The sequence below is a fragment of the Parvibaculum lavamentivorans DS-1 genome (assembly GCF_000017565.1).
GTDB lineage: Bacteria > Pseudomonadota > Alphaproteobacteria > Parvibaculales > Parvibaculaceae > Parvibaculum > Parvibaculum lavamentivorans.
Map to the genome: position 1 here is coordinate 1,401,827 of NC_009719.1, position 20,596 is coordinate 1,422,422.

The window sequence follows — 20,596 nt, forward strand, 5'->3', positions numbered from 1 at the left end:
ATCAATGATGTGTTAGCGGATTTGTTGCGGCAATGTGGGGCAATCCATCGGCCCCGTCGAGAAAGAGATAGGGCAATGAAAGTCACAATCGATGTCGAATTGACGCCGGTCGAAGCGCGGCGGCTGATGGGCTTGCCGGATCTCGAACCGATGCAGCAGCGGCTCATCGCCGAGCTTGAAAAGCGCATGGCGTCGAACATGTCCTATATCGACCCCGAACAGATCGTGAAGGCGATCATGCCGGTCGGCGCGCAGGGGCTCGAGCAGTTCCAGAACCTTCTCTGGGGCATGGCGCAGACGGCGATGGGTGGCGGCAAGAAACCGGCCGCGAAGAAAGACGCCGGGAAGAAAGAGTCCTAGGCGCACAAACAACGGATTGATTCGGTTTGGAAACGATTTACGCCCTGTCGACGGCAGCGGGGCGCGCCGGCATTGCCGTGCTGCGCCTGTCGGGGCCGCATGCGCGTGCGGCATTGCGCGCGCTGACGGGGAGGAAAGCGGGCGCGCCGCGCGAGGCCATGCTTTGCCGCTTCCGCGATCCCGAAACGCATGCCGCGCTCGATCGCGGCCTCGCGATTTTCTTCCCCGCGCCTGCCAGCTTCACCGGCGAGGATGTGGTCGAGCTTCACATTCATGGCGGCCGCGCCGTTATCGCCGCGATGCTCCGCGCGCTCGGTCAGCTCCCCGGTCTCCGCGCCGCCCAACCCGGCGAGTTCACACGCCGTGCCTTCGAGAACGGCAAGCTCGATCTCACCGAGGTCGAGGGTCTCGCCGATCTCATCGACGCCGAGACGGAAGCACAGCGCGCCCAGGCACTCCGCCAGATGGAAGGGGCGCTCGGCCAGCTTTACGAAGCCTGGCGCGCGCGGCTCATGCGGGCGCTGGCTTACGCCGAAGCGGAAATCGACTTTCCCGACGAGGAAGTGCCGGGCGATCTGATTGCAAAGCTCGGCCCCGACATTGAGGCGCTCGAAACCGAAATAGCCGCCCATCTCGACGACGGCCGCCGCGGCGAGCAGTTGCGCGACGGTGTCGAGGTGGCGATCGTCGGACCGCCCAATGCGGGCAAGTCGAGCCTCCTCAACCGGCTTGCGGGCCGCGAGGCCGCCATCGTCTCGGACGAGGCGGGCACGACGCGCGACGTGCTCGAAGTCCGGCTCGATATCGGCGGCGTGCCGGTAACGCTGGCCGACACGGCGGGGCTGCGCGAGGCGGCGGGCGCCATCGAGCAGGAAGGCGTGCGCCGCGCGCTGGCCCGGGCCGAGGCGGCGGATCTGCGCATCGTCATGGTCGCGCCCGGCGTCAGCGGCATCGGCAATGGCTTTGCGCTCGCCCGGCCGGATGATCTCCGCGTCCTCAACAAGGTCGATCTCGGCGCCGAGGTGCCCGATGGCGTCATCGGTATTTCGGCGCTGACGGGGCAGGGGATCGACGCGCTGGAAGCAGCCTTGGCGGCGCGTGTCGGCTCGGCCTATGAGGCCCGCGAACATCCCGTCATCACGCGGGCCCGCCACCGCGAGGGCCTTGCCGATTGCGCCGCTTCGCTTGCCCGCGCCGAGGCCGCGCTCAAGGCGGGGCGCGACGCCGAGCTCGTCGCCGAAGACCTCCGCCTCGCCGCCCGCGCCCTTGGCCGCATCACCGGCCGCGTCGATGTCGAGGACCTGCTCGACGTCATCTTCCGCGACTTCTGCATCGGGAAATAGGCCCCCTGTTTCACGTGAAACATGAGGAGTGCGAAGAATCCGATTCCCCTTCAATGGCTTGCACGAGAATCCTCAAGCGGGTGGAATCTTCATTCGCGATTGTGGATAAAGTTTTGGCGCAATTCTACTTAAGTGTGGATAACGCCTCATCGATGAGGGCCTCCGGCGAGAAGTCGGGCCTCCGGAGCGCCCGAAGCCAGCCGAGATAGAACGGAAGATGCCGGGTCGAGACGCCGCGCACCTGCCGGTTGACGAAGGTCTTCGTGCGCTCGTGATGGGCATTCACATGACCGAGCCCGAGCCGTCCGGGGCGGCGAGGTTTTCCGCCAACGGCCTTCGTTGCCTGCGTCTTCTTCGGGGTCATGATGCGGCGATGTTCCGAGCCCGCTTTCACCGCTGCGCTGACATAGGCCTTGTGCCCGTCGGAGCAGAGAACGGAGCCCGGCGCGATACGCCCCTGAAGCGCGGGAGCGATGGCGGCGCGGTTTGGCAGCACTTCCTCGATGATGCCGCCGGCGTTGTCGAGCGCCGTGAGCACGGGGATTTGCTCGCTGGAGAGTCCCCTGTTGATGGCCGGGCCTCCGCGGTAGCGCGGCGGGCGGTTCTCCGGCGGATTCCCGTTCTGCCAGCCCCGGTGTCCCTTGTAGGAACTCAAAAAGTAGGTTTCATCGGCCTCGATGACGCCTCCCACCCGTTCGGCCTGCCGCAGCGCCTGGGCGCGCAAGAGGCGATGACGCCAGCGCCAGGCGGTCAGCCGCGAGATGCCAAGCCCGCTCGTCTTCACGTCGTCGACCGACTTGAAGCCGGTGGCCATCATGCGGGCGTAGGCAGCCCACTTCTCCGGCTTGCGCATACGGGTGAAGGCGGTGCCGGTGAGGGCGTTGAAGGTTTGGCCGCAGCCGGATGAGCCGCTCCGGCGGCAGCGAAATCGCTGCCTGCCTCCGCGATCGCGGCCGTGTTTCACGATGTCGTCATGACCGCAATGCGGACATCCGCGTCGGCTGCTCACGGCCGCCGAACGGCGCGCAAGCGCGACATCGGCCAGCCGCGATGCGGCGGCGGCCTGGACCACCTCCCCGAGCTCGACGCACTGCTCGGGCGTCAGTTCTCTCGCAACTCGCGCCTTCAGGCGTTCGAACCGGACGGCGTCCATGGGCCCCTCCGTAAGCGGAGAGACAACGCTATGGCCCAAACCTTTCTAAAACAATACATTCTGGCGCTCATCCACACTTAAGTAGAATTGCGCCAAAGTTTTTGACGTGGAGCCTGTCAGCGACTATTGCTCTCCCAACACCTGACGCGAATCCGTTGCTACGGGCGCAGGCACTTTTCTTTCAGTCGGTTTTTCAATGACGCGCGACTTCGATGTGATCGTGATCGGTGGCGGCCATGCGGGCTGCGAGGCGGCCTCGGCTGCGGCGCGGGCCGGTGCGCGCACCGCGCTCATCACGCACAAGCTGGCGACCATCGGCGAGATGTCCTGCAACCCGGCCATTGGCGGTCTCGGCAAGGGTCATCTGGTGCGGGAGGTCGATGCGCTGGACGGGCTGATGGGCCGGGTCGCCGATCAGGCCGGCATCCAGTTCCGCCTGCTCAACCGGCGCAAGGGTCCTGCCGTTCGCGGCCCCCGCGCCCAGGCCGACCGCAAGCTCTATCGTGCCGCCATGCAGGAGGCGATCCTCAACCACCGCAATCTCGAAGTGATTGAGGGCGGCGTCTCCGATCTCATCGTCGAGGACGGCCATGTCGCCGGTGTGATCGCGGAAGATGGCCGCCAGTTCCGCGCCCGCCGCGTGGTCCTCACCACCGGCACTTTCCTGCGCGGAGTGATTCATCTTGGCACACAGCGCATCCCGGCGGGCCGGGTGGGGGAAGCCCCTGCGCTCGGCCTGTCCGACCGGCTCTACGGTCTCGGCTTCCAGCTCGGACGCTTGAAGACCGGGACGCCGCCGCGCCTCGCGGGCGACAGTATCGATTGGTCCTCGCTGGAGGTTCAGCCGGGCGACGACCCGCCGGTGCCCTTCTCCTTCCTCACCACGGAAATCACGACGCCGCAGGTGCCCTGCCACATCACCCGCACCACGGCGGAAGGTCACCGGATCATCGAGGACAATCTTCATGTCTCGCCGGTCTATTCCGGCCAGATCGAAGGCGTCGGTCCGCGCTATTGCCCCTCCATCGAGGACAAGGTGGTCCGGTTCAGGGAGCGCGACAGTCACCAGATCTTTCTTGAGCCGGAAGGGCTGGACGACGACACGATCTATCCGAACGGGATTTCGACGGCGCTGCCGGAAGAGGTGCAGCTTGCCTTCCTCAAGACCATTCCCGGTCTCGAGAATGTCGTCATGCGCCGCGCCGGTTATGCCATCGAGTATGACTATATCGACCCGCGCGAGCTGCGCCCGACTTTGGAGACGAAGCGGCTGGGCGGTCTTTACCTGGCGGGCCAGATCAACGGCACCACGGGTTACGAGGAAGCCGCCGCACAGGGGCTGATCGCAGGGCTTAACGCGGCCCTGGCGGAGCGGGGCGCCGAGCCCTTTATCCTCGACAGGGCGCAGGCCTATATGGGTGTGATGGTGGATGATCTCATCACGCGCGGCGTCAGCGAGCCCTATCGCATGTTCACCTCGCGAGCCGAATACCGGCTGACGCTCCGGGCCGACAATGCCGACCAGCGGTTGACTGCGGCGGGCATCGGCGCGGGCGTGGTGGGGGAGAGGCGGGTCATGGCCTATGAGGCCAAGGCGAGGGCGCTGGAGGCCGCGCGGGTACTTTGCGATGGTCTGAGGCTCAGCCCGACGGAGCTCGCCAGGCGCGGTCTCAAGGTCAATCAGGATGGGGTGGCCCGCACGGCCATGGATTTGCTTGCCTACCCGGATATCGATGCCGGGGTATTGGCGGGCGTCTGGCCGGAACTCGCCGCCCTTGAGCCTCATATCGCCGAGCAGATGGGTATCGAGGCCCAATATGCCGGTTATCTCGACCGGCAGGACGCCGACATCAAGGCGTTCCGGAGGGATGAGGGTTTGCGGCTACCGGCTGAGATCGATTATGCCTCGGTGCTCGGCCTTTCCCATGAGGTCCGGCAGAAGCTCGCCAAGGCTCGGCCGGCCACGCTAGGGCAGGCGGCGAGGGTGGATGGGGTTACACCGGCAGCCCTCACGACCCTAATGATTCACGTGAAACAAAAGCGCAGTGCTTGAGGCCCTATAGCTGGTATGACCCAACATATAGTGTCCGGTGGCCCCCAAGTCGTTGATTCGGAATCCTTTTCCGCCCTGACGAATGTTTCACGTGAAACACTGGACCGGCTCCTCTCCTATGAGGCGCTGCTCCGCAAGTGGCAGAAATCCATAAATCTGGTCTCGAACGGCTCGCTGCCCGAGCTTTGGCGGCGCCATATGCTCGATTCCGCCCAGCTTGTATGCCTCGTCCCTGAAAGCGCCCGGCGCTGGATCGACCTCGGCAGCGGCGGCGGCTTTCCCGGCCTTGTGATCGCCATTCTGCTGCGGGAGCGGCCGGGTTTCCAGATGCATCTGGTGGAGAGCGACCAGCGGAAATGCGTCTTCATGCGCGAGGTGGCCCGTGTCACGGGAGCGCCCGCCACGGTCCATACCGTCCGGATCGAAGCCTTCGCCCAGGGCGCGGAAGCCGGCGATGTGGTCTCCGCCCGGGCCCTGGCGCCGCTTGACCGGTTGTTCGGCTGGGCGGCCCCCTTGTTCGGGCCGGAGACGATCGGGCTGTTTTTGAAGGGGCAGGGGCTGCAGGACGAATTGACCTTGGCCCGGGAAAGTTGGATATTCGATGCAGAATTTTCCCCCAGCCAGTCGGACCCCGAGGGTTCCGTGCTGAAGGTGCGAGGCCTGCATGGACCAGATGGACAACCCCACCGCCGATAATGACCCCATCGGCAAGGCGCTGACAGCGGCGACAGGCAATGAGACGCCGCGCCCCGCCAGCACTACCTCGGGACTACTTGCTCCGTCCACGGATCGTCCGCGAATTCTCGTCGTCGCCAATCAGAAAGGCGGCGTCGGCAAAACAACCACCGCCATCAATCTCGGCACGGCGCTGGCCGCTGTCGGCGAGCGTGTGCTGATCGTCGATCTCGATCCGCAGGGCAATGCCAGCACGGGTCTCGGCATCGGCCGTCACGAGCGCAAGGTCTCCGCTTATGACGTGCTGATCGGCTCCGCGCTGATCGAGGATGCGGTCGTGCCGACAAAAGTCCCCGGTCTCGATATTGTTCCGTCCACGATGGATCTGCTCGGCGCCGAGCTGGAGCTTGCCTCGGTGCCGCGCCGCTCGCACCGGCTGCGCGATGCGCTGGCCCGTATGCCGCGCAATGGCAAGGCGCGCGAGACGAGCGAAGCCGAAACGCAAATGACCCCCCGGCCTTATTCCTATCTGCTGATTGATTGCCCGCCCTCGCTCAACCTCCTCACCATCAATGCGATGACGGCGGCGGATGCGATCCTGGTACCGCTGCAATGCGAGTTCTTCGCGCTGGAAGGTTTGAGCCAGTTGCTGCGCACGGTGGAGCGCGTCAAGACGAGCCTCAATCCGCGCCTGGAAATTCAGGGGATCGTGCTCACCATGTTCGACCAGCGCAACAAGCTTTCCGATCAGGTCGCATCCGATGTGCGCGGCTATCTCGGCGACAAGGTCTACCGGACGGTGATCCCGCGCAATGTGCGTATTTCGGAAGCGCCGTCCTATGGCAAGCCGGCGCTGGTCTATGATCATCGCTGCGCGGGCAGCAAGGCCTATATGAAGCTCGCCGCCGAGATGATCCAGCGGGAACGGGCGCTGAAACGGAACGCGGCCTGAGCCCGGTTCGGCGAGGCGGCGAAAGACAGGTTAAGAACGTCCGTTAACGGATTGAAATGATTCGGGATTATGGCCATACCCGGTAGTGATTATGGCAAGTGCGTCAAGTAAAATCCGCGGCTTTCATATTGATACCGGAAAGTAGGGCCTTGATGGATGGCCCTACCGGCTGCCTGGCGGGGGCAGGGCATCCGGGGCCGGAAGCGGCAAGGAAGAGACAAGGAAAAAGGAAGTCATGGCAATGGTAGAGGAAACTCCGAGCCGGCTCGGCCGAGGTCTGGCGGCGCTGATCGGCGATGACACGGCTTTCTCCCTCGGCGATCGCGAGGCGCAGGCGCCGCGCGGTGTGCGCGAAGTGCCGATCGAATTCCTGCGCGCCAATCCGTTCCAGCCGCGCCATACGTTCCGGCCGGAGGATCTCGAAGACCTTGCGAACTCAATTCGCGAGAAGGGCATCCTGCAGCCGATCGTCGTCCGGCCGCTCGGCGAAAACAGTTTCGAGATCGTGGCGGGCGAGCGCCGCTGGCGCGCCGCGCAGGCAGCGCAGCTCCATCAGGTGCCGGTGATCGTCAAGGAACTGACCGACGCCGAGTCGCTCGAAATCGCGATCATCGAAAATGTGCAGCGCGCCGATCTCAATGCCGTCGAAGAGGCCGCCGGTTACGAGCGCCTGATGCAGCAGTTCCATTACACGCAGGAACAGCTCTCCAAGATGATCGGCAAGAGCCGTTCCCATGTCGCCAACACGCTTCGCCTGCTCGCCCTGCCGCAGGGCGTCCGCTCGCTGATCGAGGAAGGCAAGCTCTCCGCCGGCCAGGCCCGTCCGCTGATCGGCCATGCCGATGCCGAAAGCTTCGCCCGCGAGATCGTCGCCAAGGGCCTGTCGGCGCGCGAAGCCGAAGCCCTCACCCGCAAGCCGGAAGCGGGCGCCTCCTCCTCCACCAAGCCGAAGGCATTGCCCAAGGCCGAGAAGGATGCCGACACGCTGGCGCTGGAAAAGAACATCTCCGACCAGCTCGGCCTCAATGTCGAAATCTCGTTCTCGGGCGACAAGGGCGGCGAGGTGAAGATCGCCTACAAGACCCTCGAACAGCTCGACGAAATCTGCCGCCGCCTCGCCGGCCGCACCGCCCAGAAAATGAACTGAGGGCAGGGCGGCAGCGGAGAATTAATCCGGGTACGGATAGTTTATGCTTTCTTTCTCCACCCTCCCCCTGCGGGAGGGTCAAACGGCTGCAAGCCGTTTGGGGAGGGGGTCTCCGTTTTCGGCAAAGGGAGGATTTCCGGTTATGCGCCGCTTTCTCCCTCTTACCCCTCCCCGAAATTCGCTGCGCAAATTTCGACCCTCCCGCAGGGGGAGGGTGGAAGTAAGAAAGCGGGGATAAATTACGTTCCCCTCTTATCCCCCCTGTCACCCATCCGCATCGCCGCGCTGTGACAAAAGAAATCCCCGCTGTGGCCGGAGTGTCGTTGCAGAACTGCACGGGGGTGTGGCTTGGCCGCACGAGCAGGCCGCGTGAGGGCAGGGCGCATGTCCGTGAAACACCTCATGACGGTTTCATGACAGTTCGGTGACAGTCGGGCATTTTGAGGTATCAGGCTACCTCATCAGCGCCTCGCCGCACGCGCCCCTTGCGCAATCCGGAGCAGCGTCTGGCCGCAGATCGCGACGTCCGGCTGGCCGCTCGATTTGCACTGGCCCTCCGCTTCGAGGGCGAGGGCGAGGGCCCGGTCGAGGCGCTTCCGGTTCCATAATTTCATTTGTCTTTGTACGGCGTTTTTACGGCTGAAGTGAACCGGCGGCCGGAAGCTTCGGATCGCGCCCTCGACATCGCTCCCCGTCTCGATGCGCGCCGTCGCGAGATGGAGCTGCATGAGGTGGCGCGACAGCGCGTTGAGGATCGCGATGGCATTTGTCTCCGCCGCGCGGGCGCGGGCGAGCGCCACGTCGAGCCCGTCGAGATCGCCGCCCATTGCCGCGTCGATGACATCGTCGAGGCTCGTTCCCGCATTGTCGCCGACGCTTGCGCGCGCATCGTCCAGCGTCACGGCGCGCTTCTCGCCCTGCTTGCCGGGGCCCGCATAGAGAATGAGTTTCTCGAGTTCGTTCTGCGTCACGCCGCGATCCGAACCGAGATGATCGCGCAAATATTCAAGCGCCGCGGGTTCCGGCACCAGTCCTTCGTTTGCAAGCCGCGTGCGGATGACGTTTTCCAGCACGCCGGCATCATCCGCATAACAGGCAATGGCGGCTGCGTTCGCGGCGCCCTCGAACAGGAGGCGCAGCGACGAGCGCGGCCCAAGCTCGCCCGCCTCCACCAGCACCAGCGCGTCGCCTGCCGGGTTTTCCAGAAAACTCTCGAAGATCTTCGCCGTCGCGTCGGCCGCGCCGCGCACGCGCACGACGCGCCTGCCGCCGAGCATGGCGATTGCGGCCGCCTCGTCTGAAAGCCGTGCCGGGTCCTGCTTCAGGTCGGTATCGGAAAGCTCGGCGACGCGGAAAGGGTCGGCGAGATCGTCCACCACGGTCCGGGCCAGCATCTTGATCCGTTCACGGACCAATCCCGCGTCCGGGCCATAGGCCAGAACGGCCACGACCTTCGGGTCCGGCTTTGTGGCAAAACGGTCCGCTTCTCTCGGGCTGATCTTCACCGGCTTGCCGTCACCCGCCGGCGCGCGCCTGGCGGTCGAAATAAATGCTGAGCTGCAGCTTGATGTCCTGCGCGATCACTTCGGCAAGCTGGCTCTCGGTCGCCCGGGCGGCGGTGATGTTCGCGAATTCCGACGAGACGCGGTTATAGGATGAGCGCGAGCGCGAGACCGATCTCAAAACCGTCTTGTTCGTCTCGGTATCGACAAGCCGGAAATTCACGACCACCACCAGCGTCTTTCGCGTGACCTCGGCATCCTGTTCCACGGCAACGTTCTGCTCATAGGACCTCGGAGACAGAATGACACGATAGGCGGGATTGGCGGGCGGGTTGCCGGAGCTCGAAAGGCGGTCGAGCAGACCGTATTTCAGTTCGCGTCCAAACGTGTTCTCCGGCGCCGCGACATCGAGCATCGAGAGATCCGATGCGACCGCGACCGACTGGCTTTCGGCGTAAAGCGGCGTGAAGCCGCAGCCGCCAAGCGGCAGCGACATGAAGGGCAGGGCAAGCAGAAGCGCCCCGAGCCGCACGCGCGATCCGTCAAACAACGATGTTGACGATCTTGCCCGGCACGACGATGACCTTGCGGACTGGTTTTCCATCGATCGCTTTCCCCACCTTTTCCAGTGCGAGCGCGGCGCGCTCCACCGTTTCCCTGTCCGCGTCCCGGGCGATGGTCAGCTCGTCGCGGCGCTTGCCGTTCACCTGCACGGCAATCGTAACGGAGTCTTCCACGAGAAGCGCCTTGTCGGCAACCGGCCATTCGGCGGCGGTCAGCGGTTCTCCATGGCCAAGCGCCTCCCAGCACTCTTCCGCGATATGCGGCATCATGGGGCCGACGATCTGGACCAGGATTTCCAGCGCCTCGCGCTTCGCGAAGGCGCCTTCGGGCGTTCCGGGTGTGAAGCCGGAAACCGCGTTCGCCAGTTCGTAGACCCGCGCGACGGCGCGGTTGAAACGCAGGTTCTCGAAGTCTTCGGTCGCGGCCGCGAGCGCCTGATGGGCGGCGCGGCGAAGCGTCAGTTCGTCTTCGGAGAAAGCGGTAGGCATCGGTGTCCCGGTCGGCGCGAGGTCTTCCTGTCTCTCCGTCACCATCCGCCAGAGGCGCTGCGTGAAGCGCCATGCACCCTCCGCGCCCTGGTCGGTCCATTGCACGTCGCGTTCGGGCGGGCTGTCGGAGAGCATGAACCAGCGCGCGGTATCGGCGCCGTATTTCGCAATGATGTCTTCGGGGTCGACCGTGTTCTTCTTCGACTTCGACATCTTCTCGACGGAGCCGATGATGACAGGCTCACCGTCGGCGATGCGTTTCGCAACGCGCTTGCCGCTCACCGTTTCGATGTCGACCTCGGCCGGCGGCACCCAGCGGCCTTCCGCGTCGCGATAGGTTTCGTGGTTCACCATGCCTTGCGTGAAGAGGCCCGCGAAAGGCTCGTCCAGCGATACATGTCCCGTCGCCTTCATCGCGCGTGTGAAGAAGCGTGAATAGAGGAGATGCAGGATCGCGTGTTCGATGCCGCCGATATACTGGTCGACCGGAAGCCAGTGATCGGCCAGCGCCTTGTCGGTTGGCGTCGGCGCGTCCGGCGCGGTGAAGCGCACGAAATACCAGGAGCTGTCGACAAAGGTATCGAAAGTGTCGGTCTCGCGCGAGGCGGGTTTGCCGCATTTCGGGCAGTCGACATGCTTCCATGACGGGTGCCGGTCGAGCGGGTTACCGGGCTCGCTGAAATTCACGTCGTCAGGCAGCACCACCGGCAATTGATCGCGCGGTACGGGCAGCGTGCCGCAGGACGCGCAATGAATGACGGGAATGGGGCAGCCCCAATAGCGCTGGCGCGAAATGCCCCAGTCGCGCAGCCGGTAGTTCACAGTGCCTTCACCGATGCCCTTTGCTTCGAGCCTGTCGATGGCGGCGCGTTTCGCGCTCTGCACGTCGAGCCCGTTCAGGAAATCCGAATTGATGGCGACGCCGTCGCCGGTATAGGCGTCGGTGCCGGTCTCCGCGAGGCCGGAGGCGAAAGCGTCAAGTTCCGCGCCTTGCTTGTCCTTCGGCGCGACGACCGGGATCACCGGCAAATTGTATTTGCGCGCGAAGTCGAGGTCGCGCTGGTCATGCGCAGGACAGGCGAAGATGGCGCCGGTGCCGTAATCCATCAGCACGAAATTCGCGACATAGACCGGCAGCGTCTTTCCCTCGATGAAGGGATGGCGCGCCTTGAGGCCTGTGTCGAAGCCCATCTTGTCGGCAGTCTCGATGGCTTCTTCCGACGTGCCGATGCGGTCGCATTCGCGGATGAAGTCCGTGAGCGCGGGATTGTCCTTTGCGAGCGATTGCGTCAGCGGATGGTGAGGCGAGAGTGCGCAGAAGCTCGCGCCGTAAAGCGTGTCGGGCCGCGTCGTGAAGATTTCGAGTTTGGTGTTGCCGTCAGGGGCGTTTTCGAGTTCGAAGAAGACGCGCGCGCCTTCCGAGCGGCCGATCCAGTTCTTCTGCATCAGCCGGACCTTTTCCGGCCAGCGGTCGAGCGTGTCGAGACCTTCGAGAAGCTCGTCGGCGAAGTCGGAAATCTTGAGGAACCACTGCGTCAGTTCGCGCCGTTCTACGAGCGCGCCGGAACGCCAGCCGCGACCGTCGATCACCTGCTCGTTCGCAAGCACAGTGTTGTCGACCGGGTCCCAGTTCACCATGCTCTTCTTGCGGGAGACGAGGCCCGCTTCCAGCATGTCGAGGAAAAGCGCCTGCTCGTGACCGTAATATTCGGGGTCGCAGGTTGCGAATTCGCGGCTCCAGTCGATGGCGAGGCCGATCGCCTTCAACTGTTCGCGCATCGCGGCGATATTGTCGTAGGTCCAGCCTTTCGGGTGGACGTTCTTTTCCATGGCCGCGTTTTCGGCCGGCATGCCGAAGGCGTCCCAGCCCATCGGGTGCAGCACGTTGAAGCCGCGCGCCTTCTTGTAGCGCGCGATGACGTCGCCCATCGTGTAGTTGCGGACATGGCCCATGTGGATGCGCCCCGACGGATAGGGGAACATTTCAAGAACATAATATTTGGGTTTGCCGTCCGCGTCGTCGCGCATCAGGAAGTCGCCGCGCTCTTCCCAGATTTTCTGCCATTTCGGCTCGGCGGCGCGGGCGTTGTATCTTGTGGACATGGTTGTCTGGGTAGCCTCTCAAGCGAACCGGGCGATAGCGGAAGCGGGCGCGGCTTCCCGCGATGCCGCGCTTCCGGCTTCCGTTCCGGCGGTTCGCCTTATTTTGTTTCCTGGGCCTCGATCGTGTTGATGCGGAGCTGGCGGGCGCGGACCAGAATGGCGTTTTCGATCTGGATGGCCGTGTCGGGGCTCACCGACGTGTCGACCCATTCATTGCCGGTCCGGTTCTGGCGGAAGACCGCGACTTTCACACCGTCCGCGCGCAGGCGCCGGTCGAGAATATAGACCGTCACCTTGAAGCGTTCGCCCGGTGCTTTCGGGTCCTGGTACCAGTCGGTGATCAGGACGCCGCCGAAGGGATCGGCCGAGGCCAGCGGCATGAAGGAGATTGTGTCGAGCGAGGCGCGCCACAGGAAGCTGTTGACGCCGATGCCGGCGCCGCCGCTCTGGTCGGTGTCGCCACCGCCGCCGAAAAGCGTCAGGCCGTCCTCGCCGAAAATCGATTCGCGCTGCTGTTCCCCGGTCGGATTATTGGGGCCCTGGCCGGTCGGACGGCCGGGATAGCTGGATTCCGAGGGGCCGCAGGCTGTCAGTCCGAGCGTGGCGGCAAGGAGAAGCGCCGCGGCGGCGTGCTGCGCGCGTGTCAGTGCGTGATAGGTCATCAATTTAAGGCAAGCCTCTCGCGTTGCGCCCCTCTATCCGCCGGGTCTCACGTCCCGTCCGCGGAGAGCAAGTGAATTCAGCCAAACCCGCCTCGAATTGACGGGCGCGCCTTTATACCGAGAGAACCCCTTCTCCCGCAATGACGCATAAGCTCCTTCGACGAATTACACGCCCAGGCCTTCCTCTCCCGCTATCAGCTCGCGGGAGGCCAAGAAACGGTACCGGAAGCCCCACTGTTGCCGCCAAGGCACATGGTTGAACCGGGTCGGAAGCCACATCCGCATAGCCCTGACGAACGGGATAACGCAAAGAGTCCGCTTCGCCATTGATCCGAAGCGAGGGGGAGGTTTCTCATTCATGGTGCCCACCGAACCGCCGTTAATCGCCCTTCGGCTGTTTGTGCCCTTTCCGCAACATGCGCTGACATTCCTCTGTCATGGAGACAGGTTTGCTTGACCCAAAGCGGTTATCAACGGATTAATCGGGTTACGCGCTCGGGGGGCAGCTTTGGTTCCCGGCGATGGACGCAGCCACGGGGGGATTTGCTTTCCGGCGGCACGTGCAAATGGAACAGCTAACAGCTGATACTGCGAGGAACACATGAAAAAGATTCTTCTTGGGACGACTGCTCTCGTCTCGGCTGGCCTGATCGCCGGTCCGGCGCTCGCGAGCGATCCGCTGACCGTAACGGTCGGCGGCACGGTCACGGCCGGCTTCTACGCCATCGACGCGGATGATGTATTTGGCGTTGGTTTCAACGACACCGCCGTCAAGCTCGTCGCGCGCAACATCGACATCAAGGCCGAAGGCACGCTCGACAACGGCATGGTCGCCGGTGTCCTCGCGACGCTGTCGCTGGGCGACGACTGGAACACGAACTACAACAACAATGACGCCGTCTTCCGCGAACTCTTCGCCTATCTCGAAGGCGGCTTCGGTCGTTTCGAAATCGGCGGCACTGACGGTTCTGCCTTCAAGATGCACTACACCTCGCCGTGGTTCGTTCCCGGCAACGGCGTCGACAGCCCGAACATCCTGAACGGCCTGACTTCCTACTATGGTTTCGGTCTGCGTCATTCGACGTTCTCGCTGATGGCTGCCGATGCGAACAAGGTGACCTATTTCACGCCGCGTTTCGCCGGCTTCCAGCTCGGCCTTTCCTATACGCCGGAAACGACGTTCAACGGACCGAACCCGAATGGTCTCGGCCTTGTCCCGAACAACACTTCAATCGAAGATGTTTTCGAAGTGGCCCTCAACTATGCCGGCTCCTTTGGTTCGGTTGATTTCGGTGTTGACGGCTTCTACGTGACGGGCGACGCCCCTGCTGGCGGTGCAAGCGATCCGGAAGAAATCGGTTTTGGCGCCAATCTCGGCCTGGCCGGCTTTACGCTGGGCGGCGCTTGGTATCAGTCTGAAGATCTGGGTGTTTTCGGCGTTTCAACGCCGCTCCCCGGCGCCTTCGGCGTAGAAGAAGAAGTCTGGACCGTGGGTCTTTCCTATGCGACGGGCCCGTGGACAGTGGGTGTTGCCTATCTCGAAGACGAAATCACTTCGGGCATCGGTGGCGCCGACATCAAGACTTGGCAAGCTGGCGGCGGTTATAACCTCGGTTCGGGCGTCGATATCGGCCTCGATCTGCAGATGAGCGACACCGACGCAACTGGCTTCTTCGGCCCCGGCGCCGAGCAGGAATCCAAGTCGGCAGGTCTGGTGCTGTCGGTTTCTTTCTGATCCTTTCACGATCAGATCGTTTCCTGAGACGATCATTTGTCGGAGAGCGGGCCTTGCGCCCGCTCTCTTTTTTTGGGAAGCAGGTTTTCTAAGTATCGAATTGGTCACTGAAGCTTGACTGAAAGGTCGTGAGATGGGTGCGCTGATATGGCTTGCCTCTTATCCAAAATCTGGCAACACATGGATGCGCAGCTTCCTGCACAATTTGTTCAGGAACGGTCAGCAGCCGGTGAGTCTGAACGAGATCGACGATTTTTGCCTCGGTGCGTCGGCGTCCAAGTGGTATCAACGCTATACATCAACACCTTCAGTCGAGTTGAGCAGCGAGGAAATCGCGCGCTACCGAATGGCCGTGCAAAGAGATTTCATGACGGTGTTTCCGGACTCCGTCTTCGTCAAGACACATGATTATCTCGGCGAATACAATAATGTGCCGCTTCACAATATGGACGTGACCGCCGGTGCGATTTACATCGTCAGGAACCCGCTTGATGTCGTTCTCTCGATGGTACCGCATTTCGGGATACCGCTCGATCAGGCGATAGTATCTCTTGCGAATGAAGGAGCCCAATCAGATCCCTCCGACGCTCATGTACCCGAGCATTACGGCTCTTGGTCCACAAATGTGCGAACATGGACACGAACCCCGCGCCCTGGACTTTTGGTGATGCGATACGAAGACATGCTCGACAAGCCGCGCAAGAGCTTCAAGACAGTCGCCAGTTTTCTGGGACTCAAGCCCTCAAGCGAACGGCTCGAGCGCGCCATCAAGTTTTCTTCCTTCAAGGTGCTGAAGGCTCAAGAAGAGCGAGAAGGCTTCAAGGAACGGCCGAAGGTCTCGAAATCCTTCTTCCGTGAAGGCAAGCGGGATCAGTGGCGCGAGAAGCTGACGCCTGATCAGGTGCGGCGGATCATTGCCGATCATCACGAGCAGATGGAGCGGTTCGGATATATTCCCGACGACTACCGGGATGCCGTTCCGACGGGCGCGCCGGTCAAGGCATCAGCAGGCTGATACCTGCAACGCCGGCGGCGGTGCTGCCCGAAAGGCGTCTTATGCTGTCTGCCGTCGCGATGCCGCCCAGCGCATAGGGCTCCATCCCGAACGAGCGCGCGAGGCGCGCCAGATGCGCGAAACGCATGACACCGAGAGGTTGCCCGCCCGGATGACTGGCTGTCGCGAAAACCGGTGAGATGAGGACGGCGTCCACGCCCGCTCGTGCTGCCGCCACTATTGCCCTCTCCGAATGACAGGCGGCGGTGACGACAAATGACGGCGGCAAGTCGCGGCGCGATAACAAATATCCGTTCTCGAAACGCCGGGAGAGCGCTCTTTCCGGAAGATGCAGGCCATGCGTCCCGAGGCGGCGCGCGGTACGCGGGTGCCCGGCCAGAAGCAGCAGGCATTTCCGCGCGCGCGCATGAGCGGCGAGACGGCGCAGCATTCCGGCAGCGGGCGGCTCGTCATAGGTCCGCCAGATCAAGGCGCTGCCGCGCGGCAAGGCCGCCAATGCGGCGAGCGGATCGGACAGGCGCTCAGGATCGGTCATGCCGATCAAGGTGATCGCGTCTGCATCCGGCGACAGACGCCGCGCCGCCCGCACCAGGTCTTTTCGACTGCCTTGCAACGGCTTTCCCCGGACTTTACCTTGCGCTGCTTCAGCGCGGCGACATACATGATGCCAATGACCAGCACCAATACCGATCCTGCCACAGTATCGCCTGCCTCTCGCCTTGAGGCCATACGCGCGCGCATTTCCGCCGCAGCGCGCGATGCCGGCCGCCGGGCGGAAGAGATCAGTTTGATAGCGGTATCGAAGACATTCGAGGCGGATGCCATCGCGCCTCTGCTCGATGCCGGGCAGCGGTGCTTCGGCGAAAATCGCGTTCAGGAAGCGGCGGGCAAGTGGCCACACCTTCGCGAGCGCTACAGCGGCATAGAGTTACATCTCATCGGGCCGCTTCAGAGCAACAAGCTCAATGACGCACTCGATCTTTTTGACGTCCTCCATACGCTTGACCGGGCGAAGCTGGCCGAAGCGCTGGTGAAGGCACGGGACGCCGGGAAGAGGCTTCCCCGATTGTTCTTGCAGGTCAATACGGGCGAAGAGCCACAGAAGGCCGGGGTACCGCCGGGTGATGTGGATCGATTTCTCGAGCGATGCCGTAACGACTGGAAGCTGGAGATCGAGGGGTTGATGTGCATTCCTCCCGTCACGGAAGAACCGGCGCTGCATTTCGCGCTGCTTGAAAAAATTGCACGGCGAAATGGTCTCTCCAAGCTTTCGATGGGCATGAGTGCGGATTTTGAAACGGCCATACGGCTCGGCGCCACGCATGTCCGCGTCGGCAGCGCGTTGTTCGGCACGCGCGGCTAGCGCAGCTCGATCCGCATCGAAGTGCCGGGCCCGCAATGTGCGAGCACGGCGAGCATGTCGTCCGGCCGAAGCGCCACGCAGCCTTCCGTTGGCTGCAAAATGCCATCCTTCTCATTTGCCACATGAAAGAAGATCGCGCTGCCCTCTTCCGGGATGACGGGGTCGTCATTGTAGCCGAGCGGCACAACGAGATCATACAGGCGGTCGGTCCGCCACATTGCTTCGGCGCTGGCCGGATAGGGCAGGCGGACGGGCCGGTTATAGGCGGGGTCGCCCGATGCATCGCACCAGCCGTCATCCGGGCATATCGGCATGAGAGGCAACGCAGTTGCCGGCGGCGCAAGCCGGTCTTGCCGATAGCGAAGTTCGCGAAGGGGAAAACATCCCGTGGGCGTGCCGCCGTCTCCCTCCCGTTTTGTTGCCACGATGCCGGAGCGTCCCAGCGCGCAGGGAAACCGGTATGCACCGAACTGCAGGATGCCGGCGGTTTCATCTGCTGCGGCTGTCACGAGAATAATGGCGGGGCCGCCTGTCGAAGTATCGGCTGAAGAGATCATGATGGCGGCAGATTAGGATTGAGGAGGCGTTTTCGCCAGCGGCAACTTATCGGCCCGCTGTGGCGCTTGCGGACTTCATCGCCTCGTATTTATCGAGCGCCTGTTGCATGGCCCCTGTCAGGTCGCCCATAGAGGATTTGACGGTTCCGTCCTCGTCAAGCGCCGGGTCAAGAGCGGCGGCAAGATCGCTGTTTGCAGCCTGCATGGTTTCCGGGTCGGCGAAAGAGCCGATCAGCGCCTGAAAGGCTTCCGGGCTCAATCGGGGCATGGGGGCAGCCTCGCGCGCGACTGAAACCGGCTGCGCAGGCGGAGCGACGACGGGATTGGCCTGACGGCCGATCTCTGCCGTCTCTGTTTCCGCGGCGACTTTCGCCGCCACCCTTTCCTCGGCCTGAGCGGGAGTGGACCGACCATCCTCCGGCTGCGTCAGGCCGGCGAGGATGCGGTCGCCCATCCCATCTTCGCCATTGCCGCCGATTGCGAGGCTGGCGATGGAAGCCATCAAGCCGACAGGACCGCCATAAAGCGTGCCGCCGGCCACCCGCGCCTGAGGGCTGATACTGTCGCCGGTGACGCTTCTGTATAATTCGGAGATGACGGGAATGTGCTGTAGCGGGTTCAGCGTATCGATCAGGTCGCCGAAGCGGAGCGTTCCCTCTTCCGGCTTTCGTCCCTCGGCACGCGCCGCGCGCAGTTCGGCAAAGGCCGCAGAAGCCATGTTTTGCTTGCCGGACTTGAACTGTAATGTATGTGCTGCTGCGAGGGCTTCAGTCATTGCCTGACAAGAGCAAGCATCGGGCCAGGAAAAATCCAGCGGTTTTCGGCGGATTTGAATTGAACAGGATGCCTGCCCAGGAAAAATTTGCCGGGTGATCCCCGCCATGGGGAAGTAATCGCTCGGAGCGCTTTTCTGAAACTTCCGGCGAAACTTCATGCGTTGGTCGGAGAGCACGGCTATGGCACACTCCGCCCGCTCGGGCGAACGCCACCGACTATTCGGATATGACAGATGACCAAGAACTCTCCTCCCAAAGGGCCTGGCACTCCCGGTTTCCGGCCCTCCGCAGCGTTCAAGCCCACGGTAGGGCTGCCAGCCTCGGCCAGTGCTGCCCGGCCTACGGTCGGCCTGCCGGGTTCGGCGGGGGGCGGCTTTCGCCCCGGATCAGCTCCGGTGCAGCCGCGTGTGACGCAAGAGGATATTCTCCGAGCTCTTCAACTTGGCGGCTCCCATCTCGCGGCGGGGCGCGTGGAGCATGCCGGCGCGGCCGCCGTGGCTATCCTCAAGGCGGAACCGAAAAATCCCGATGCGCTTCATCTGCTCGGTCTCGTGGCGTTGGCGAAGGGCGATGCGGAGAATGCGGAGAAGCTCATTGCATCGGCGGCAGCACTCATGCCGCGCCATGTGAATGTCTGGGTCAATCTCGGGAATGCGCAGCGGGATCAGGGAAAGGTCGAGGAGGCGCTCATCTCCTATCGCAGGGCGGAGGCTCTCAATCCCGCTTATGCGGATATTTTTCTCAACAGAGGCCAGCTCTATCAAGAAACCTCGCAATATGCGGAAGCCATTGCCGATTTCGAAAGGCTGATGGAAGTTTCGCCGGATGAGCCGGGGCCCTATATGCGGGCTGCCTCTGCGGCGACGGATGCGGGACGGTTTCGCGATGTCCTCACATATTGCCAACGCGCGCTCGACAAGCTCGATGAAGTGCCTGCGCAGCTCAAGGCGATCATTGCGACGACGCATGAGCGTATCGGCGAGTTGGATAAGGCTGTCGAATGGTCCGAGCTTGCGCTGACCGATAATCCCAAGAATGGTGCGGCTCTTCGTACATGGTCGAAAGCGCGGCGCCGGCAACGCAAGAATGATGCGGAGCTTCTGACGGAATTGCGGCGGCGTCTTGAGGAAATAGATTTCTCCAATGCGTCGGCTTCGGAGGCACGACTGATTTACTCCGAACTTGCGCAGCTCTGCGATGAACAAAGCGACGTGGAAAGCGCCTTTGGCTATTTCACGAAAATGAATAGCCGCACGAAAGAGCTTCCGGAACTCAAACGAGTCGATCAGCGGAAATTCATCGACGAGGTGAACCTGCTGAACGATCTTTTCAGCGGGCAGTTCGTCGAAAGCTGGACGGCTTTGCCCGAGATAGGCCTGGAGCCCGGACATGCCGCAGTGCCGGTATTCCTCGTGGGGTTCCCGCGCTCCGGCACCACGCTGCTGGATCAAATCCTCGACGCTCATCCCGCCGTCCAGGTTTTCGAAGAGCTGCCTTTTCTAGGCAAGGTAAAAAAATCGATCGCAGGCTATCCCCACTCTCTTGCCGGAATGTCGGAGACGGAAAGAGCAAATGCCAGGAAGGTTTACTGGGATGCGCTCCGCAAGGAAGGCGCAGACCTTGAAGGGAAGATGATCGTCGACAAGATGCCGCTCGATCTGGTGCATAGCGGCTTGATAGCACGGGTTTTCCCCGAGGCGAAAATCATCTTCGCGCTCCGGCATCCTGCTGATTGTGTGCTTTCCTGCTTCATGCAGGACTTTGTTCCGAATGCGTCGATGTTGAATTTTCTGACGCTTGATGGCTCCGCGGCGCTTTATGACAGCGTCATGAATCTGTGGGAAACATACCGGAAGACGCTTTCGCTCAATGTGCATGAAGTGCGCTATGAAAACCTCGTTGCCGACCTGCGCGGCGAAGTTGAGCCGGCGCTGAACTTTCTCGATCTTCCGTGGGACAGCGCCGTCAATGATCCGGCAGCGCATGCGCTCGCCCGCGGTACCATCAGGACGCCGTCATATTCGCAAGTGACGCAGCCGATCTATTCGAGTTCCACCGAGCGCTGGCGGCGTTACGAGGCGCAGATGCGGCCGGTCCTTCCCGTTCTCCAACCGCATGTCGAGCGGTTCGGCTATTCGCTTTGATGGT

General features: G+C 62.8%; 18 protein-coding genes. 10 read left to right on the forward strand and 8 right to left on the reverse strand.

Annotated elements, in window-relative coordinates:
• Positions 1–75: 75 nt before the first annotated feature.
• Entirely contained in the window at positions 76–360 is a 285-nt protein-coding gene (locus PLAV_RS06455) for a DUF6489 family protein (protein WP_012110162.1), read from the forward strand.
• A 26-nt stretch (positions 361–386) separates the two neighbouring features.
• Entirely contained in the window at positions 387–1,703 is a 1,317-nt protein-coding gene (gene mnmE / locus PLAV_RS06460; RefSeq protein WP_012110163.1) for a tRNA uridine-5-carboxymethylaminomethyl(34) synthesis GTPase MnmE, read from the forward strand.
• Positions 1,704–1,827: 124 nt separating this feature from the next.
• Here mnmE and PLAV_RS06465 read toward each other — a convergent pair whose 3' ends face one another.
• Positions 1,828–2,856, reverse strand: coding sequence for an IS1595-like element ISPla1 family transposase (locus tag PLAV_RS06465; protein ID WP_012110165.1), 1,029 nt, complete (start codon positions 2,854–2,856; stop codon positions 1,828–1,830).
• Between the two features lie 196 nt (positions 2,857–3,052).
• On the opposite strand from PLAV_RS06465, the gene mnmG reads away from it, so the two are divergent.
• From mnmG to PLAV_RS06485, 4 genes are all read left to right on the forward strand, one after another.
• Positions 3,053–4,909 (forward strand): tRNA uridine-5-carboxymethylaminomethyl(34) synthesis enzyme MnmG, encoded by a 1,857-nt coding sequence (gene mnmG, locus PLAV_RS06470; protein WP_012110166.1) that lies wholly within the window; start codon positions 3,053–3,055, stop codon positions 4,907–4,909.
• Between the two features lie 15 nt (positions 4,910–4,924).
• Positions 4,925–5,605 (forward strand): 16S rRNA (guanine(527)-N(7))-methyltransferase RsmG, encoded by a 681-nt coding sequence (gene rsmG, locus PLAV_RS06475; RefSeq protein WP_012110167.1) that lies wholly within the window; start codon positions 4,925–4,927, stop codon positions 5,603–5,605.
• On the forward strand, positions 5,583–6,536 hold the full coding sequence (locus PLAV_RS06480; RefSeq protein WP_012110168.1) for a ParA family protein: 954 nt from the start codon (positions 5,583–5,585) through the stop codon (positions 6,534–6,536). The genes rsmG and PLAV_RS06480 overlap by 23 nt, the downstream gene beginning before the upstream one ends.
• A gap of 235 nt (positions 6,537–6,771) precedes the next feature.
• The gene (locus tag PLAV_RS06485) at positions 6,772–7,683 is read left to right on the forward strand and encodes a ParB/RepB/Spo0J family partition protein (RefSeq protein WP_012110169.1); all 912 of its coding nucleotides are present in this window, start codon (positions 6,772–6,774) and stop codon (positions 7,681–7,683) included.
• Positions 7,684–8,144: 461 nt separating this feature from the next.
• Here the strand turns inward: PLAV_RS06485 and holA are convergent, their stop codons facing one another.
• The 4 genes from holA to PLAV_RS06505 form a co-directional block, all read right to left on the reverse strand.
• Positions 8,145–9,188 carry a DNA polymerase III subunit delta gene (gene holA / locus PLAV_RS06490; protein ID WP_012110170.1) on the reverse strand — a complete coding sequence of 348 codons (1,044 nt, stop codon included), beginning with the start codon at positions 9,186–9,188 and terminating at the stop codon, positions 8,145–8,147.
• Positions 9,189–9,198: 10 nt separating this feature from the next.
• Positions 9,199–9,735 (reverse strand): LPS assembly lipoprotein LptE, encoded by a 537-nt coding sequence (gene lptE, locus PLAV_RS18795; RefSeq protein WP_012110173.1) that lies wholly within the window; start codon positions 9,733–9,735, stop codon positions 9,199–9,201.
• Positions 9,728–12,340: a leucine--tRNA ligase gene (gene leuS / locus PLAV_RS06500; RefSeq protein ID WP_012110174.1), complete on the reverse strand. Its 2,613-nt coding sequence runs from the start codon at positions 12,338–12,340 to the stop codon at positions 9,728–9,730. Before leuS ends, lptE begins: the two co-directional genes overlap by 8 nt.
• 98 nt (positions 12,341–12,438) lie before the next feature.
• Complete coding sequence (locus tag PLAV_RS06505; protein ID WP_049767730.1) at positions 12,439–13,002, reverse strand: DUF3576 domain-containing protein; 564 nt, start codon at positions 13,000–13,002, stop codon at positions 12,439–12,441.
• 601 nt (positions 13,003–13,603) lie between these two features.
• Here PLAV_RS06505 and PLAV_RS06510 point away from each other — a divergent pair.
• Both PLAV_RS06510 and PLAV_RS06515 read left to right on the forward strand, forming a co-directional pair.
• On the forward strand, positions 13,604–14,737 hold the full coding sequence (locus PLAV_RS06510; protein WP_012110176.1) for a porin: 1,134 nt from the start codon (positions 13,604–13,606) through the stop codon (positions 14,735–14,737).
• A gap of 133 nt (positions 14,738–14,870) precedes the next feature.
• Positions 14,871–15,752: a sulfotransferase domain-containing protein gene (locus PLAV_RS06515; protein ID WP_012110177.1), complete on the forward strand. Its 882-nt coding sequence runs from the start codon at positions 14,871–14,873 to the stop codon at positions 15,750–15,752.
• Here the strand turns inward: PLAV_RS06515 and PLAV_RS06520 are convergent.
• Positions 15,733–16,365, reverse strand: a complete 633-nt coding sequence (locus tag PLAV_RS06520) for a thiamine phosphate synthase (RefSeq protein WP_143710179.1) — start codon at positions 16,363–16,365, stop codon at positions 15,733–15,735. The genes PLAV_RS06515 and PLAV_RS06520 overlap by 20 nt on opposite strands.
• Positions 16,366–16,422: 57 nt before the next feature.
• On the opposite strand from PLAV_RS06520, the gene PLAV_RS06525 reads away from it, so the two are divergent.
• Entirely contained in the window at positions 16,423–17,115 is a 693-nt protein-coding gene (locus PLAV_RS06525; RefSeq protein ID WP_012110179.1) for a YggS family pyridoxal phosphate-dependent enzyme, read from the forward strand.
• On the opposite strand, the gene PLAV_RS06530 is transcribed toward PLAV_RS06525, so the two are convergent.
• Both PLAV_RS06530 and PLAV_RS06535 read right to left on the reverse strand, forming a co-directional pair.
• On the reverse strand, positions 17,112–17,672 hold the full coding sequence (locus PLAV_RS06530; RefSeq protein ID WP_012110180.1) for a L,D-transpeptidase family protein: 561 nt from the start codon (positions 17,670–17,672) through the stop codon (positions 17,112–17,114). The genes PLAV_RS06525 and PLAV_RS06530 overlap by 4 nt on opposite strands.
• A 46-nt stretch (positions 17,673–17,718) precedes the next feature.
• Positions 17,719–18,390 (reverse strand): hypothetical protein, encoded by a 672-nt coding sequence (locus tag PLAV_RS06535; protein ID WP_041535880.1) that lies wholly within the window; start codon positions 18,388–18,390, stop codon positions 17,719–17,721.
• Between the two features lie 453 nt (positions 18,391–18,843).
• On the opposite strand from PLAV_RS06535, the gene PLAV_RS06540 reads away from it, so the two are divergent.
• On the forward strand, positions 18,844–20,592 hold the full coding sequence (locus PLAV_RS06540) for a tetratricopeptide repeat-containing sulfotransferase family protein (RefSeq protein WP_041535881.1): 1,749 nt from the start codon (positions 18,844–18,846) through the stop codon (positions 20,590–20,592).
• Positions 20,593–20,596 lie beyond the last annotated feature (4 nt).